12 protein-coding genes and 1 pseudogene are annotated in these 16,794 nt (G+C 60.4%); 8 read left to right on the top strand and 5 right to left on the bottom strand.

Annotated elements, in window-relative coordinates:
- Positions 1–69 precede the first annotated feature (69 nt).
- Both NKH95_RS01570 and NKH95_RS01565 read left to right on the top strand, forming a co-directional pair.
- Positions 70–1,137: a helix-turn-helix transcriptional regulator gene (locus NKH95_RS01570; RefSeq protein ID WP_352890724.1), complete on the top strand. Its 1,068-nt coding sequence runs from the start codon at positions 70–72 to the stop codon at positions 1,135–1,137.
- Between the two features lie 96 nt (positions 1,138–1,233).
- A complete protein-coding gene (locus NKH95_RS01565) occupies positions 1,234–3,522 on the top strand; it encodes an FdhF/YdeP family oxidoreductase (protein ID WP_352890864.1) in 2,289 nt (762 codons plus the stop codon).
- Between the two features lie 815 nt (positions 3,523–4,337).
- Here NKH95_RS01565 and NKH95_RS01560 read toward each other — a convergent pair.
- Complete coding sequence (locus NKH95_RS01560) at positions 4,338–4,625, bottom strand: hypothetical protein (RefSeq protein WP_352890722.1); 288 nt, start codon at positions 4,623–4,625, stop codon at positions 4,338–4,340.
- Positions 4,626–4,647: 22 nt separating this feature from the next.
- Between NKH95_RS01560 and NKH95_RS01555 the strand changes: the two genes are divergently transcribed.
- The 4 genes from NKH95_RS01555 to NKH95_RS01540 all read left to right on the top strand — a co-directional run bounded on the left by NKH95_RS01555 (position 4,648) and on the right by NKH95_RS01540 (position 10,687).
- On the top strand, positions 4,648–5,376 hold the full coding sequence (locus tag NKH95_RS01555; RefSeq protein WP_352890862.1) for an alpha/beta fold hydrolase: 729 nt from the start codon (positions 4,648–4,650) through the stop codon (positions 5,374–5,376).
- Positions 5,377–5,756: 380 nt separating this feature from the next.
- Positions 5,757–8,930: an efflux RND transporter permease subunit gene (locus NKH95_RS01550; RefSeq protein WP_352890720.1), complete on the top strand. Its 3,174-nt coding sequence runs from the start codon at positions 5,757–5,759 to the stop codon at positions 8,928–8,930.
- Positions 8,931–9,031: 101 nt separating this feature from the next.
- The gene (locus tag NKH95_RS01545) at positions 9,032–10,177 is read left to right on the top strand and encodes an efflux RND transporter periplasmic adaptor subunit (RefSeq protein ID WP_352890718.1); all 1,146 of its coding nucleotides are present in this window, start codon (positions 9,032–9,034) and stop codon (positions 10,175–10,177) included.
- 276 nt (positions 10,178–10,453) lie between these two features.
- Positions 10,454–10,687 (top strand): hypothetical protein, encoded by a 234-nt coding sequence (locus NKH95_RS01540; protein ID WP_352890715.1) that lies wholly within the window; start codon positions 10,454–10,456, stop codon positions 10,685–10,687.
- A 164-nt stretch (positions 10,688–10,851) separates the two neighbouring features.
- On the opposite strand, the gene NKH95_RS01535 is transcribed toward NKH95_RS01540, so the two are convergent.
- The 3 genes and pseudogenes from NKH95_RS01535 to NKH95_RS01525 all read right to left on the bottom strand — a co-directional run.
- Positions 10,852–11,172: an ATP-binding protein gene (locus NKH95_RS01535; RefSeq protein ID WP_352890713.1), complete on the bottom strand. Its 321-nt coding sequence runs from the start codon at positions 11,170–11,172 to the stop codon at positions 10,852–10,854.
- Positions 11,169–11,300, bottom strand: a complete 132-nt coding sequence (locus tag NKH95_RS01530) for a hypothetical protein (protein WP_352890711.1) — start codon at positions 11,298–11,300, stop codon at positions 11,169–11,171. The genes NKH95_RS01535 and NKH95_RS01530 overlap by 4 nt, the downstream gene beginning before the upstream one ends.
- A gap of 240 nt (positions 11,301–11,540) precedes the next feature.
- A pseudogene (locus tag NKH95_RS01525) lies at positions 11,541–12,161 on the bottom strand (response regulator transcription factor); the annotation flags it as partial.
- A gap of 490 nt (positions 12,162–12,651) precedes the next feature.
- On the opposite strand from NKH95_RS01525, the gene NKH95_RS01520 reads away from it, so the two are divergent.
- Together NKH95_RS01520 and NKH95_RS01515 are read left to right on the top strand one after the other, a co-directional pair.
- Positions 12,652–12,948 carry a hypothetical protein gene (locus NKH95_RS01520; protein WP_352890709.1) on the top strand — a complete coding sequence of 99 codons (297 nt, stop codon included), beginning with the start codon at positions 12,652–12,654 and terminating at the stop codon, positions 12,946–12,948.
- 268 nt (positions 12,949–13,216) lie between these two features.
- Positions 13,217–14,743: a Do family serine endopeptidase gene (locus NKH95_RS01515; protein WP_352890707.1), complete on the top strand. Its 1,527-nt coding sequence runs from the start codon at positions 13,217–13,219 to the stop codon at positions 14,741–14,743.
- A 255-nt stretch (positions 14,744–14,998) separates the two neighbouring features.
- On the opposite strand, the gene NKH95_RS01510 is transcribed toward NKH95_RS01515, so the two are convergent.
- Entirely contained in the window at positions 14,999–16,057 is a 1,059-nt protein-coding gene (locus NKH95_RS01510) for an AraC family transcriptional regulator (protein WP_352890705.1), read from the bottom strand.
- Between the last annotated feature and the right edge of the window lie 737 nt (positions 16,058–16,794).

Below are 16,794 nucleotides of genomic sequence, written 5' to 3'. Positions count from 1 at the left end.
TGTTTTCCCACCCGTGTACCTTGGCCCCACAAGCAGAGGAAAACTCTGAAGGCAGAGGAGCTTGGTTCAATGCAGTTCGACTCATCGTCAGAACCCGAACATGACGATCGGCGGCCGGGAGAGGATCGGCCCATCCTCCCGCGACGCAAAGGCATAGCGCGAGTGATGCAAGCCGACGGTCAGCGCCGAACGCCCGACTTCGGCTCATCATTGTTCGATCCATCCGACGCAAGGCGCGATGCCTATCCGATGGCGCGAGATTCCGGGATGATTTCGATCCCCCTCACTCATATGAATGTCGTTCTCTCGGTGCCCACCGCAGCTATGCAGCGACCGCCTCGCGGTGGTCTGATGATGCATGCAAATGCCGCGGCAGACCCTGGTCCCGCGGCGGTGCCCAGAGGGGCCTTGGCGCAATGCGCCGAAGCGGACCGAAGCGCGATTGGCGGGCTGAGTATCTTGGACACGCCCCGGGATCTCGGCCTTGCCGAACTGGTCCCGCAACGGCATTCCTCTGATCCGGTCGTCGAGCGTCTTTCCCGAGCGCTCGAGGCGGCCGAAGGCAGTCATAATGGATTTGGCGACCTCTATGCCGACGCAGTCCGCCTTGCTATCGTAACCCGATTGCTCACGCTGGGTTCGGGTCCAGAGCCAGATCCGAGGGCACGCGCTACGGCGGCCCTGCCGAGATGGCGGTGGAAGCGGATCGTCGAATACGTCGATTCACATCTCGATAAGAAGATTGCGCTCGCCGATATGGCAGCAGTGGCGGGGCTCAGCCGAATGTATTTCGCCGCACAGTTCCGGGCGGCCACCGGCATTCGCCCGCATGAATTCCTACTGCGGCGACGGATTGACCGCGCCAAGCAGATGCTCAGCCAGACCGAGATGACCCTGGTCGATGTGGCGCTGAGCGTGGGCTTTCAGAACCAAGCCCATTTCACCACGGTCTTCGGACGTTCCGTTGGCGAGACACCCTATCGCTGGCGTTGCGGCAACCGCACGGATGTAGCAGATCGCCCCTGCGACAGCGATCCCGCCGTTAGGGGCTACCGGCCTCGTGGGTCGGATACGCGGCCCATTAAGCTGACCCCTACGGGAGAGTTGCCGCTCCGCAGCGTTGCCGGCGCAACCTAGGCGATATCGCTGGCAGCCCTCTGCGATGGAATGATGCTGTTGGTGGAATTCTTCTTGCCAGGAAGGATTCTTCAGCTCTCCGTAAAGGTATGTCCGATGGCCAATGATATCCGTCCTTACAATGCCCCGGCCGGCGGATGGGGAGCGCTCAGGGCGCTGGGCGAACACCTTGTCGAGCAAGGGATTCCGATCAAGGGGGCAGCCACTCTGGGGCGCATGAACCAGCCGGAGGGATTTGACTGCCCCGGCTGCGCCTGGCCCGACCCCAAGCACACCTCATCTTTCGAGTTTTGCGAGAACGGGGGCAAGGCGGTTGCCTGGGAAGCCACGGCGAAACGCTGCACGCCGGAGTTTTTCGCTGCCCATACCGTTGCCGAGCTTTCAAGCTGGAGCGATTTCGATCTCGAGATGGTTGGGCGATTGACTCATCCGATGGCCTACGACGCCGCATCCGACCACTACCTGCCGGTCGATTGGAACCAAGCCTTTGCAACCGTTGCCCGCCACCTCAACGGATTGGCGGATCCAAACATGGCCGAATTCTACACATCCGGCCGCACCTCGAACGAGGCAGCTTTCCTCTACCAGCTCTTCGTGCGGGAGTTCGGCACCAACAATTTCCCTGATTGCTCGAACATGTGCCACGAGGCTACCAGCGTCGGCCTGCCGCACTCGCTCGGTGTTGGCAAGGGTACCTGCCTGCTATCCGATTTCGATAAGACGGACTGCATCTTCATCTTCGGACAGAATCCAGGCACAAACAGTCCTCGTATGATGACGAGCCTGCGCAATGCCTCACGGCGGGGCGCAACCATCATGTCTTTCAATCCGTTCCGCGAGCGCGCTCTGGAGCGATTCCAGTCGCCCCAGAGCCCGATCGAAATGGCAACGCTTACGTCGACGCCGATCAGCGCCAAGCTTTATCAGGTGCGTGTCGGCGGCGACGTCGCGGTCGTGAAGGGACTCATGAAAATTCTCATGGAGGCAGACGATGCGGCGTGCGCAGACGAACTGCCGGCTGTCCTCGACTGGGACTTCATCAAGGGCCATACGACGGGTATCGAAGCTCTCGCCGCCGACCTGCGGGCAACGCGGTGGGAAGACATAGTGTCTCAGTCAGGACTCACTCGCGACGACATCGTATACGCCGCTCGCGCCTATATGCAGGCCGAACGAGCGATCATTGTGTATGGCATGGGTATCACGCAGCACCGGCGGGGCGCTCAAAGCGTGCAACAACTGGCGAATCTCGCGTTGCTGCGCGGTCATATCGGACGTGAAGGCGCCGGACTTTGCCCCGTGCGCGGTCACTCCAACGTCCAGGGCGATCGCACGGTAGGCATCACCGAAACGCCGACAAAGGAATTTCTCGATCGGCTTGAGCGCCGCTTCGGCTTCAAGGCGCCGTCCCAGCACGGCCACAACGTCGTGACCGCGCTGGAGGCCATGAAAGACGGCAAGGTGAAAGTGTTCATCGCCATGGGCGGCAACTTCGTATCCGCCATCCCCGACTGGGAGGTGACGCGCGCTGCCTGGCGCAGGCTCGACCTGACGGTCCAAGTGTCGACCAAGCTCAATCGCAGCCATCTCTTACACGGGCGCGACGCGCTGATCCTGCCTTGCCTTGGGCGCACCGAAATCGACGTCCAGGCCACAGGGCCGCAGTCGATCACGGTCGAGGATTCGATGTCGATGGTTCACGCGTCGGCCGGCCGCAATGTTCCGGCCTCAGAGCACCTGAGGAGCGAACCTGCAATCGTCGCGGGCATTGCGCGGGCAACAATGGGTGCACGTTCAGTCGTCGACTGGGAAAGCTTTACCGCCGACTACGACCTTATCCGCGATGCGATCGAAGACGTGTTCCCGATCTTCCAGGGCTACAATGCTCGCATTCGCATACCCGGCGGCTTCCATCTGACGTCAAATGCGCGTGAACGCATCTGGGCGACAGCTTCCGGCAAGGCAAATTTCCTTGTCTTCGACGGCCTCGGCGAGGATCCGCCCCTGGACAGCCTCGACGTACTATGGCTGACGACGGTGCGGAGTCATGACCAGTACAACACCACGATATATTCGATGTCCGACCGATATCGCGGTGTCTTCGGTCAGCGCGACGTGATCTTCCTCAATGAACAGGAGATAGAAAGGCGTGGCTTCCAGGCCGACGACCGCGTCGACTTGATCACTGTGTCCACCGACGGCGTTGAACGCCGCCTGTCCAATTTTCGGATCGTCCCCTATTCGTTCCCGAATGGCAGCTGTGCTGCCTACTATCCCGAGGCAAATCCTCTCGTGCCGCTCTATTCGCACGATCCGATGAGCTTCACGCCCTCTTACAAGGCAATTCCGATCCGCATTTCACGCTCGCGTGCCGAGGCGGGTTGATCATAGATGAGAACTCGCGCGCCTTCGGTTCTCCTCTCACGATGAACGTATTCCCTGCCGCTTCGAGATCGCGGGCATCTCTTGGGCGAACGTTCCTACACAAAAGCGAATGGGCCGAGTGGCAATAATTTTCGAGGTGTTGATCGTTGACTGACGTCTGCGAGATTTGCTTCGAGAGGAAACTGGAGTGGCGAAAATGAGTTCCTTGGACCAATACCGATCTGCCTCCAGGAGGCTCCGCAGCGGCGATCTTGGAGCCGCGTCGCGCTGGGTCGCTGCCAAGTGGCTGGACGGGTTCGGCCGCGGCAGCGATGACGCCAGCGGCAATGTCGAGCTGTCGCAGTTTGGGGTTTTGGAACCCTATATTGCCGAAGCAGTCGTGCTGGAGCGGGGAGTCGACTTCGTGTTTGCGAAATGGGGCGCGGCGCTAGGCGCGCTTTGTGGTGGGGACCGTGGTCGCCACAGGCTGTCCACGCTCCCTCAGCCCAGCCGTGGGCAGCTCCGCCGCCTGTGTGTACGGGCGGCGGCAGAGCAGTTGCCGCAAGCGCGACACGCGACCTGGGCACTCGATGGGCGGGTTTGGGAGTGTGCCATGCTAGCGCTGCCAACGGCCGGCGACGAGCTTTCCGCTACGCGACTTCTCGTCGCCCTTTTCTTTGCCCCTCATCCGATGTTTGCCGCCGCACCTCTTCCGCGCGGCGAAGCGTTGCTTTGGAGGCGAAGCTCCCACGCACGCCGCGCACGCACCATTCTGCCGAACTCCTGAGGCGCCCATCCGCTCCTCCCGTGGGCGCCCGAACTGGCGGTGGGTCGCATCAGCGATCCACCGCCCTTTTGGTGTTTCGGTCGCCGCGGACGGCTGGCGCGCCCATCACGTTCGCACCGGACCTGTCCGTGCGCGGCGACAAAGGCAAGGGCGTTTCTGAAAGACGCCGAACCGCGAAATCGAGATTGTCGCAACGAGCTGCCTCCGCAAACGCCTCGGCAACGCAGCTGACCGCAGGATTTGCTACGGCATCGCCGGCCCTCATCTCGGTCATCGGCGCGTTCGACTGTTTGCGAAAAGGAAGGAAGAAACCCGTGCGCGAAATCATCAATGCCATCGCGATTGCCATCACTCTCGGCCTGTCGGGAGTAGCCGCGGCAGACGCTGCCGAAAATCCCAAGCCCGTTCATATCATGGCGCGCAACGTCGTGCTCGTGCACGGAGCGTGGGCGGACGGATCGAGCTGGGCCGAGGTGATCCCGCTCCTTCAGGCAGCCGGCCTGAGCGTCACCGCAGTGCAGAATCCACTGACGTCGCTGGCGGACTCGGTCGCGGAGACGCGCCGGGCGCTGGCGCTGCAGGATGGACCAACCGTGCTGGTAGCGCATTCCTGGGGCGGCACCGTCATCAGCGAAGCGGGGGCTGATCCCAAGGTCACATCGCTGGTCTATGTGGCTGCGCGAGCACCGGATGCGGGTGAGGATTTCGTCGCTCTCTCCGCAAAATTTCCCGCAGGACCCGTCCGGGCCGGCATCCAGGTGAATGATGGTTTCTCCAAATTGTCCGAAGATTCATTCCTGAAATACTTTGCGAACGGCGTCGCGCCCAGGCAAGCGAAGATCTTGTATGCTGTTCAAGAACCCACCGCGGCGGCTATCTTCGGCGGACGAACCAGCGAAGCCGCATGGCATTCCAAGCCATCGTTCTATGCGGTGTCGAAGCAGGACAAGACGATCAACCCTGACCTCGAACGGTTTCTCGCCAAACGCATGCACGCGACAACCGTGGAGATCGATGCGGGTCATCTGTCGCTGGTTTCCCATCCCAAGGAGGTCGCCGAGCTCATTCTGGCTGCGGCCGGCCGATGACATCAGATTTAAAACGACCCCGGCGATGCGTGCGGGCGGGCCTGGCGGCCTGGGCGGACCGTCCCCGCGACCCGTCCGCTGCGCGCTCGCTCCAACATGTGGGCAGGATTGGTCTCGTTCGCTACTTCGCTACACTGATGTGCCCAAACCAATTCGTCCCCAGCAAAGCTGAGATGACTGACCAGTCGCGCCCGCCATGGGGGGGCGGATTGCGCTCGGCCATGAGGCTGGCGACGTCACAGGGCAACGCTCGGCGCCGGACATTCAAAGCAATGGGCGCAAAGTCATTTTGAAGGCACACACCAAAATCCGGCAATACGGCGACGTTCATCGCTCGAGCCGTTGCGATTAACGTCGCCAGGAAGGTCGTCGGCTGAGACATGGGCATCGTTCGGTTCGCGCTTCGATTTCCGCACACGTTCTATGTACTGGCTGCCTTGATTCTCTTTCTCGGCGCCGTCGCGAGTCGCGAAATGCGGTTGGACGTCTTTCCGGAAATCAACATTCCGGTGGTGACTGTAATCTGGAGCTATGGCGGCCTCAGCACGCCAGAGATGGAACAGCGCGTCACCACCTACAGCCAGTACGCGATCAGCTCCAACGTCAATGGCATCAAGAACATCGAGGCGCAGACCCTAGGGGGACTGTCGGTCCAGAAGATCTATTTTCAGCAGGATGTGAATCTCGATCTCGCGATCGCGCAGATCGTTTCGGCGACAAACGCCATTCGCGCCCTCCTGCCACCGGGAATCCAAGCACCGCTCGTGGTACAGTTCAACGCCTCCAGCGTGCCGGTCCTTCAGATCAGCCTGAGCTCCGACACCCTCAACGAACAGCAGCTCTACGACTACGGCATCTATCGGATCCGTCAGCAACTGGCCCCGATCCCGGGTGTCACGCTGCCAACACCCTCGGGCGGAAAATATCGCCAGATCATGGTCGACCTCGATCCGTCGAAGCTCCTGGCCAAGGGCCTGACGCCGCTCGACGTCGTCAGCGCGGTCAACGCCCAGAACCTGACCTTGCCGTCGGGCACCGCCAAGATCGGCAACACGCAGTATGTCGTGCGCACCAACGCCACGCCGGCAACCATCGACGAGCTCAACAACATTCCGGTCAAGGTCGTGAATGGCGCCACGGTCTTCGTCAAGGATGTCGGCCAAGTCCATGACGGATGGCTCGTTCAGCAGAACATCGTTCGCGAGAACGGCCGGCATTCGGTTCTGCTCAGTATCATCAAGAACGGCAATGCCTCGACGCTGGACGTGGTCGATGCCGTTCGGGATGCCTTGAAGACGGCGCGTGCCGCGGCGCCTCCCGGCATGGAAATCAGAGAGCTCTTCGACCAGTCGGTGTTCGTCAAGCAATCGATCGCCGGCGTGCTGCGGGAGGGCGTGATCGCGGCCGCGCTCACCGCCCTGATGATCCTGCTGTTTCTCGGATCGTGGCGATCGACGCTGGTCGTCCTGATCTCGATCCCGCTTGCGATCCTGTCGTCGGTCGTGGCTCTGTATTTCCTGGGCGAAACGCTCAATACGATGACGCTGGGGGGCCTGGCGCTGGCGATTGGCATCCTCGTTGACGATTCGACGGTGACGCTCGAGAACACCCATCGGCTGCTCACCGAGGAAGGACAGATGCTGCCGCAGGCGACGCTGCATGGAGCCGCCGGCATCGCCGTGCCGACCCTCGTGTCGACGCTGGCCATAAGCTGCGTGTTCACATCGGTGGTCTTTCTGGAAGGTCCGGCAAAATATCTGTTCACACCGCTCGGTCTTGCCGTCGTGTTCGCGATGCTCGCATCCTATGGACTTTCGAGGACGCTCACTCCAATCACCATCGGGTTGCTGCTCAAAAAAGAGCGCCACAGCGCCTCCACAGGCTGGTTCGGTAGGTTTCACGCCAGGTTCGAACTTGGTTTCGAGGCCATGCGCCTGCACTATGCCGAGTTGCTGGCCGTACTCCTCAGGCGCCGGTTCATCGTTCCCGTCATTGCAGCCCTGGTGCTCGCGTTGGGCATTGTGCTGTTGACGCTCGTCGGTCGCGATTTCTTTCCCGCGATCGACGGCGGCCAGATCCAACTCCATGTGCGCACCCCCGCGGGAACCCGGATCGAGGAGACGGAAAAGATCTTCCAGGCTGTCGAGGACAAGATCCGCGAGATCGTTCCCGATCGCGACCTCCAGCTTGTCGTCGACAATATCGGCCTGCCGGCGCGTGCCTACAATTTGGCGTTCACCGATGGATCGACCATCGGCGTGAATGACGGCGTGATCCTGGTCGCATTGAAAGACGGCCACGCGTCGACTGCCAACTATGTGCGCAAGTTGCGCGCGGCGCTTCCCAGCGCCTTTCCAGACGTTCTGTTCTACTTCCAGTCGGCCGACATCGTCACGCAGATCCTCAATTTCGGGCTGCCGGCGCAGATCGATGTTCGTACGGTCGGCTATGACCGCGCTACCAACCTGCGGATCGCGATGGAACTGCGGCGCCGCATCGCAGCCATTCCCGGTGTAGTCGACGCACACCTGCAGCAGGAAGTCGACGCGCCGGCGTTCTATGCCGATATCGATCGCACGCGTGCGGCGCAACTCGGCCTCAATGCCAGCACGATCGCCAGCAACATCAATGTGAGCCTGAGTTCCTCCGAGCAGGTATCGCCGAACTTCTGGACCGACCCGACCACGGGCATCCCCTACTATCTCGCCGTCCAGACGCCGGAAAACAAGATCGCGTCACTGAACGATCTCGGCAACACGCCTGTTTCCTCGACCATCAACACCGCCGGTGCAGAGGTTCCCGGGCAGCTCAGTAACGTCGCTACATTCAAGCGCGACAGTCTCCCGACCAACGCCAACCAGGCGAACGTTCAGCCGGTCTACGAAGTCTATGCAAGCGTCCAGGGCCGTGATCTGGGAAGTGTCTCCAGCCAGATCAGCGCGGTCGTTGCCGACCTGCAGAAGCAGCTTTCGCCTGGAAACAACATCCAGGTCATAGGCCAGATCCAGAGCATGAACGATGCCTTCTGGGACCTCGGCATCGGCATCCTGTTCGCCGCCGTGTTCGTCTACTTGCTGATGGTCGTGAACTATCAGAACTTCGGCGACCCCTTCGTCGTTATCCTTGCCTTGCCGGCGACCTTGTGCGGCATTGTGACGATTCTGTTCATCACGGGCACGACGCTCAACGTGCCTTCGCTGATGGGGGCGATCATGGCGGTCGGGGTCGCTTCGGCCAATTCCATCCTGCTCGTGACCTTCGCCCGGGACCAGCAGTTGGCGGGCAAGTCCGCGTTCAACGCGGCGATCGAAGCCGGTCATACCCGGATCAGGCCCGTGCTCATGACCGCGGCCGCGATGATCGTCGGCATGGTCCCCATGGCGATCGGCGGAGCGGGCGAAGAGCAGAATGCCGCGCTGGCGCGCGCGGTCATCGGGGGGCTTTTGTTTGCAACGCCCACGACGCTCCTCGTCGTGCCGTACCTGTTCACGATGCTGCGCAGCGGACAGGACGGCAAGACGGCTCACGGCGTCTTCGACGAGGAAATCGCATGAAGCCGAGGGACCATCTGGATCAGCCCGACGATACGGTGATGGATCGCGCAACGGAGCGGCCGCCGCGCCGAGGCGGAGGTTGGCTGCTTGCATTGGGCGCATTGACCCTGCTGGCGACGGGACTGGCCTATGGCGTCCAGGGATACTATTCGCGCAACCGCGAACTCGCGGCGGCCGCCGAACAGGCGCGTGACTTCATCCCGCAGGTGCGTGTGGCGGCGGTAAGGCCGAGCGACGACATCGTGCAAGTCAGTCTGCCCGCCACCACAACCGCCTACGACGTCGCCGACATCTTCGCACGAGCCAGCGGCTATATCGAGACGCGCGAGGTCGATATCGGAGACAAGGTCAAGAAGGGACAGTTGCTGGCCAAGATTGCCGTGCCGGAACTCGATGACCAGATTTTGCAGGCCCAGGCAACCTTGGGACAGCTCAAGGCGGCGTTGCAACAGGCACAAGCCAATCTCGATCTCGCAAAGGTGACGTGGCAAAGGGACAAACCCCTGGTGGACCAGGGCTGGATCACCAAGCAGCAGGGTACGATCGACGTCCAAAGCCTCAAGGCACAGGAGGCGGCTGTCGGCGTGGCGCAGGCCAATGTGAATGCACAGCTCGACCAACTGCGCGTGCTCGACCAGCAACAGGCGTACCAGCAGGTCGTCGCCCCATTCGACGGCGTCATCACTCAACGCAACGTCGATATCGGCAGCCTGGTGCAGGCCGACACGACCAACAGCACTTTCCTGTTCGCCATCATGCAGGGGGATGTGATCCGTGCCCAGGTCTACGTCCCCCAGGACCAGGCCTTTGGACTGACCCCGGGGGTCGAGGCTGTGCTCCAGGTCCCCGAAATCCCCGACCGTACCTTCCCGGGCACGGTGACGCGGATTGCCGATGCGCTGGCACCGGGCACGCGGACCTTGCTGACCGAAATCGACCTTCCTAACCCTGACGGTGTCCTCACGCCCGGCACCTATTGCACGGTCAAACTCCAGATCCCGCGCAAGACGCCCAGCTTCTCCGTGTCAGCAGATGCGATCATCTTCAACGCCGATGGGTTGCAGGTTGCCGTGGTCGAGGACGGCATTGCGCATATTCGAAAGATATCGGTGGCGCGCGATCTCGGAACGGAGGTCGAGGTCCGTGACGGCGTCAAGCAGGGTGACCTGGTGATCCTGAATCCGCCGGTCGAACTTGCCGAAGGCAGTAAGGTACAGATCAGTCCTGCAGCCGTCGGGCCAACCTAGTTCAGTTCACATTCAGCCTGGTTCAGTTCAAGGGAGCTCGGCGCGAAAATCGAGACTTCGTCCTTGGCGCCAAACACCAAAACTCCATACCAACTTATACCAGTGTGATACCTTGATTTACTACATATTACTTACGACAGTTGCTAGATAAGCGATGCAGGCCGAGAACAAGAGAGGCGAGACGACCCATCGCTACCCGAAAGTTCCCGAGTGCCTGTAGGCGGAATGCGCGGTTGACAAAATGGCCGCCTTCCTCAACGAAAAGGAGAGTTAATTATGCGTTCTATCCCTCTGAAGGCGGCGCTTGCCGCGATGATCGTCGCCATCCCACTCACCGGGGCCTTTGCCGCCTCGTCGCACGGTGGCCACGACGGCGATCACGGCCGTAACGGTGAGCATGGCAGCAGCCAATACGGCGACTTCCCTCAGGATGGATGGTTTGACGGCATCAACTCGTTCAAGGCTCACCCGACTGCGGGCAGGAACCTCCAGAAGTTCATGGCCGAGTAGAGAAGGCACCACCGTCCCGCCGCAGCCCCGCCGTCGCCGGGAATGGCGGGGCTGCAGCATGAGGTCTACAGCGTGCGAAGGCACAGAGACCAACCGCCTGCAGGCAAGCCTGGCTACCTGGGGTATTTCTCAGGCATGTCGCCTTCTCATGCCGCCGAACGAAATCATGAACATGCAGCGCCGCCAACAAATTTTTCGGCTTGCCAGTTCATTCGCATCGTCTGCCGGCATCGACTTGGCGCAACTGTTTTTGACCCAACCGTGCTTGGGACGACGAACAGGAAAATGCTGCCGTGCGGAAGATTGGGGGTGGCCCACAGCCGGCCGCCGTGGGTCGTGATGATAGAGCGGCATATCCATAGTCCCAAACCCATGCCCTCGCATTTCGTCGTGAACAGGGGATCGAAGATACGCTCGGCAAGCGCCGGATCGAGCCCAATCCCCGTGTCCTCGACCGCAACCTGCACATCGCCATTTTTTGTCAAGCCGGGTGCTGATCCGCAATCTTCTCTGTCGATCCTGCACCGGGCTCATCGCCTCGATGGCGCAGATCGAGACTGACGAGACTGAGCAGGTTCTTGATCAAGTCGTTGATGTAGACCTTAGGCTCCATGGGCGGGTTTTCCGGACGAGATCGCGAACACCTCTGACCACATCGGCGGCGCGCAGGGTATTGCCGATGATCCGTTCGATCGCCTGTGTCGCCTCATCGAGATCCACCGGATAAAGGAAGCATGTCCGAGTCTCCATTCTTGCTTGGTACAGAATTCGTATCCGATCGGCGGGTTGGACTACTACTTAGGTCCATCCAAAATAGCCGTGAGACTGGGTTATGGGAGCAGGGCGCAGAGCGCATCAGTTTGGCCATCCTGACAAGGTCTGCCAAGGATTGCGCGCCCATCCTTCTCATGACTTGAGCACGAAAAATCTTAACCGTGGATTCCACCATGCCAATCCTTCCGGCAACCTGCTTGTTCATCAATCCTGCCGTCACGAGATCCATGACCTCGCGTTCGCGCTCGCTCAGCGTCTGAAATCGGGTGAACGTCTCGATCGCCTGTCGACTGCGATCGAGGCGCATGCCATCCATCTCGATGGCTCTTGTGACGGCATCTAGCATTTGCTGTTCGCGAAACGGCTTCGTCAGAAATTCGTCTGCACCTGCCTTCATGGCGCTCACCGCCATCGGAACGTCGGCGTGGCCAGTCATAACCAGTCATGAATATGAGTGGAATACGGACGCCGGCCGCGACAAGGCGGGCCTGAAAGTCGAGACCGCTGATGTGCGGCATACGAATATCCAGCACGAAGCAGCTCGCAAGGTTCGGCAATTCCATGTCGAACACCTCGGTCGGAGACGAAAATGCCTTGCTTTGCAAACCGACCGATTCCAACAAATCGACCAGCCCTTCGCGCTCGAAACATCGTCGTCGACGACGAAGACGAACGCATTTTGGGTGGTCCGACCACAGATGGGTCAACAACCGCCGGGGCGGCCGCAGCTGCGGCCGTTCATATTTTCGGATCACCAGTACTGGACCGCACCAGGTGACGCTAAGTACGTGGATTCCCAGCGCACCGCACGAACTGACCTCGGTCCGCCGATACGACAGACCCCGATTGGACACGCAGCATCCACCGATGGGTACACTCTACGATCGCAACGGGAATAACCGCAAGAACGCGCCAGCAGCCGCAAAGCAGACAAAGCCGGCCCACAAACCAGCCGGTAGGCTGCTGTCGAACATGATGGAAGGCGGCCCCAATTGAAAACGGGCCGAAAGTGGCAAGCAGATGTCGAGCAGATAAACGTCGTTCCCGTTGGCCTGGGGGATAGAGCGCTGGCGGCCGCGAACCTGCAGAGACGATCACGCTGTGACGGTCTACGACGGACGGCTTCCAAATTCGAAGCCACCGATTTTCCGCGGCAGCGGCTGCGCCGAAATATGACGAGGAGACTACAAATGGACTGCAATCGAGCACTGTTGCAGATTTCATCCATTGGCGCCGGCGTTTTCCTGTCGATCTGTGTTGCCGGTTCCGTAGCGACCGCCGCAGCCAATGACCAGGACACTGTGGCCACCGTCGTTGCCGACCAAGTGCGAAGCCAAGGTTTCCCTTGCAAAAATCCGAGTTCTGCGGATCGCATTGAGGCCGAGTCCGTCCCAAATCAGACCGCCTATCTGCTCAAGTGCGAGGGAACCACCTACCGGGTTCTCTTGATTCCAGATCAGGCAGCTGAAGTGGCCAGGGTTGACTGAAGCCGTAATGCAGGTTCCAGCGAGGAGACACTTTCAAAATCGAAATGGTCGATCTTTCTCGAAAAAAACTGCGTTATCCCGCAAGTGACCGCCAGTCTTGCAAACAAAAACACAACCCAGAGGCAACCAGTATCAGCCTACGTAAATCGGCGCGATCGGAAGTTCATCCGCGAGGCTTGCACATCCGACCGGCCACACGCCGGATAGACGGTTTCCCAGGAGGAACACGCCACGGCGCCAAGACCAAAGCCTCGCTCGGATCACGATCATGTCAATTTTAAACATCCTGCGCAGGCACCGCGCGGTGCTGCTCTGCTCCGCCGTCTTGGTAGCGCCGCTCGCCACTGGGGTCGCTCCAAATTCAAGTTTGGCCGATACACAGGTGGGCTCGTCCTCGGTCGCCTCCGCGATAGGCACTTCGGCTATCTCCTATGCTACGATCGTGGCGGCCGACAAGCCGGCGGTGGTGACGATCACGTCGACCATGAAAACTTCATTGGCGCCCGATGACCAAACTCAGCGCTCAGACAGCGGGCTGTCTTCCGATGAGCGGTTGCCGGATTTCTTCGGCAATCGAGGAATCCCGATGCCTAAGGTACCCCCGCAAGAAGCGACGCAACTGGCGGAGGCGCTTGGTTCCGGCTTCATTATCAGCTCAGACGGCACCATCGTCACTAACAACCATGTCGTCGACGGGGCTTTGGATATCATGGTGACGCTTGACGATGGAACCGAGCTGCCGGCGGCCCTTGTCGGCCACGACGCAAAGTCGGACCTTGCGGTCCTGAAGGTAAAGGCTGGGAAGCCCCTCCCAACTGTTGGCTGGGGTGATTCCGACGGACTCAGGGCAGGCGATCCAATTCTGGCGATTGGCAATCCGTTCGGCATCGGAACCACAGTCACTGCGGGGATCGTTTCCGCTCGCGGGCGCGACCTCAACAGCGGTCCCTACGATGATTTCCTCCAGATCGACGCGCCGATCAACCACGGCAATTCAGGTGGGCCTCTTGTCAACACCAGCGGGGCTGTCGTGGGTATCAACACCGCGATCTACTCGCCCAATGGCGGCAGCGTCGGCGTCGGATTTGCGATCCCTTCCAATGAGGCAAGAAAGATAGTCGCCAAGCTTGTAAAGAACGGTTCGATTGAACATGGGCAGCTCGGCATCGAGATGCAGGCGGTTACAATGGACCTTGCCAACGCCCTCGGTCTGCCGACGCCTGAAGGTGCTTTAGTCGCTTATGTCGGCGATGGATCGCCCGCCGCTCATTCGGGCATCGAGACCGGAGACGTCATCACCGAATTTGCTGGTCAAACCATCAAGGAGCCCAAGACCTTGTCTCGAGCCGTGGCAGATCTCTTGCCGGGGAAAAAGGAGACGATGTCCATTTGGCGCAATGGGAAGACAGTCGCGTTGTCGGTGGTCGTCGGTGGCAGTGACGACAGCGTCAAACAGGTGGCCGTGGTCAACTCCTCCCATCCGTCGCATTCCAGTTTTCCAACACTCGGCCTGGCGCTTGGTGACCTCGATCAAGCCGTCCGGCAGGCCCTGGACGTGCCTTCGCAGGTGCGCGGCGCCGTGGTTGAGGGTGTCGACCAGGACCAGCCGGCAGCCACCTCAGGCATTGAATTGGGCGACATCATCGTCTCGGTCAATCGCGTGCCGGTACAGACTGCCGAGGAGACGAGCCAGGCCATCAGCGCCGCGACAAAATCCAGCAAGAAGGCGGTTCTGCTGCTGGTCAAGCGGGGTGAACAGCAGACCTTCATCGCCGTGCCATATGGCAATGGCTGACATAAAACATGCGGATGCCAAAGCCCGTAACGGGATCTCGGATCGCCGACCTGGCGCTCCCTTGGCGATAGCAACGAAGCGGAAAAGCGGAATGGGCGCGCGGTAACCGCGCCCGCCATTGCGCCAGAACCAGATCTCCGGTCAAGGACATGGCAGATGAGAGCCAGCACAAGGTCTCGATCGAAGACCGCTGGCTTCATAGCAGACGAGTTTGACGAGCCGCGGAATTCGCAGCCCAGATCGGCCGTCCAGGGTCTATCCGAAGCTCCGCCGATAGGCACTCGGCGTCAAGCCAGTCGCCTTGCGAAAAGCGGCCGTGAATGAACTGGTTTCGCTATATCCGACAGTCAATCCGATGTCCGTCACCGAATGAGCGCGCGTCGCCAGGAGACCCTTGGCATGCTCGATTCGACGGCTGGTAAGGTACCGATGCGGAGGCATCCCAAAAGACAGCTTGAAGGCGCGGCAAAAATAGCATGGGCTCAACCTGGCAAGCTGCGCGAGCGTGGCGAGCGGTACGGGTTCGCCCAAATGCGCCTCGATGTGTGCCGTGACTATCCGCTGCTGCCAAGCCGCAAGCCCGCCTCGAAGCTGAGGTTCGGCTCTCGGCGCCCCCTCGTGGAAACGGATCAGCTCATGAGCCAGGACGATGCCCAGTGCTTCCAGGTAGGGCCGATTTTCCGGGGTTGGACTTTCGAGCGACCTCATCAGTTTGAGGGCCGTGCCCAAAAGCGTTGCGTCCTCAAAGAAAAGCTTCGCCGCGAACGTCACATCTGTCATCCCGGCGTTGAACGGAACCTGCAGCTTGGCAGGATCAAGATAGACAAACATGAGACGCGCAAACGTCCGCGGCGCATGCCATTCAAGATATTCGCGACCGGCGGGCACCAAGGTAAGCCGGCGACCAAAATCCCGCAGTTTCGATCGAGGTAAACCTTCGACGAAGGTATCACCGTCTCGCCGCGTGCCCTGCTCGTAGACCACCAGCAAGTGCATGGGCGCGCGAAACCGGAATTCGAATTTGTCATGGCCGGCGGCTTGGACAACCTCGGCAACTATCCCATCCGAAATCGCCATGCGACTGCTTACGGCGTCGGCTGAAGATATCTCGACACGGCAATCGGCCCCATCGGCGCCCCGGCGCCGGAACTGCGCATGCGCCACGGAGTTGGTGCGTTGTGCCTTTCCACCGTTGAACAGAGCACGCCAATCCGCCAACAGGGATGGTCCCATTTGCTCCGGTCGCCGAGCATTGGCCGCGAAGGCAGCAATAGCGAGTGTATCGATGTCACTGGAGGCAGGATTCATCAACATGGCTTGGCGCACATCCTTCGGGTTATCCCATCGGATGTCAGCGTAAGCGCCGGCGATGATTTATCCCATTCTACATCCGTCGGCGGTTATAGAGTATTGGTTTAAACTACTCATACTTTGGTTTGTGATTGGACGTCGCGATCGATAGTAATGGTGGTTGTGCCGCGCGGACCAATTGGCGGGTTCTTCAATTGCGGCCGATCCCAGGTGATTGGTCGATTTGGCGCTATTGGACGTCACGTCTTGATGATCTTGAATGAGGTTCCCTGCATTGCCTGGATTTTTTGGCGTTCCGCGCGAAATCCGCAAGCTGGATGCAAAGTCGGCAAGAACGACGAAGCACCGGCGGCAAAAGGCACTAGGTTGTAGGTCGGCGCTGCGGTCGGTGGTTTCGATCCCATTTCCGTCCACCATCGTGGCAGCGCTCCAACTCGTGCCAGATTGATCCTGCGGGCCTCTCCCTCCCTCGCCCGCTGATCGATTGTGAGCGCTCTTCCCCCCGGGAGCGTTTCTCACCGCTCGAGTTCTTGGGCCGATGACATGCCGTCATCGGCCCATTTTTCCTCCTGCCTCCCGGGCAGAACCCGGTTCACGATCGGTCGCCGAAGCGTTGCCGGCGTCGGCACCTTCGGCGACGCGACTTGCTTGCGGCGCGATGCATCGCTCGATTTCGTAGACAAGGATCCGACGCCGCAAATGGCACTCGACTGCCTCATCGCGACGTCCTGCACAGGAAG

This window comes from Mesorhizobium sp. M0848 (assembly GCF_040319805.1).
GTDB lineage: Bacteria > Pseudomonadota > Alphaproteobacteria > Rhizobiales > Rhizobiaceae > Mesorhizobium.
Note: the sequence above shows the minus strand (reverse complement) of the source record. Positions and strands in the feature narration are given on the sequence as shown.

What these genes read in the sequence shown, in the direction of transcription:
- NKH95_RS01510 (WP_352890705.1), bottom strand. Translation starts at nt 16,057, where the DNA reads ATGTTGATGAATCCTGCCTCCAGTGACATCGATACACTCGCTATTGCT.
- NKH95_RS01515 (WP_352890707.1), top strand. Translation starts at nt 13,217, where the DNA reads ATGTCAATTTTAAACATCCTGCGCAGGCACCGCGCGGTGCTGCTCTGC.
- NKH95_RS01540 (WP_352890715.1), top strand. Translation starts at nt 10,454, where the DNA reads ATGCGTTCTATCCCTCTGAAGGCGGCGCTTGCCGCGATGATCGTCGCC.
- NKH95_RS01520 (WP_352890709.1), top strand. Translation starts at nt 12,652, where the DNA reads ATGGACTGCAATCGAGCACTGTTGCAGATTTCATCCATTGGCGCCGGC.
- NKH95_RS01565 (WP_352890864.1), top strand. Translation starts at nt 1,234, where the DNA reads ATGGCCAATGATATCCGTCCTTACAATGCCCCGGCCGGCGGATGGGGA.
- NKH95_RS01570 (WP_352890724.1), top strand. Translation starts at nt 70, where the DNA reads ATGCAGTTCGACTCATCGTCAGAACCCGAACATGACGATCGGCGGCCG.
- NKH95_RS01560 (WP_352890722.1), bottom strand. Translation starts at nt 4,625, where the DNA reads ATGGCATTGATGATTTCGCGCACGGGTTTCTTCCTTCCTTTTCGCAAA.
- NKH95_RS01550 (WP_352890720.1), top strand. Translation starts at nt 5,757, where the DNA reads ATGGGCATCGTTCGGTTCGCGCTTCGATTTCCGCACACGTTCTATGTA.
- NKH95_RS01530 (WP_352890711.1), bottom strand. Translation starts at nt 11,300, where the DNA reads ATGGAGCCTAAGGTCTACATCAACGACTTGATCAAGAACCTGCTCAGT.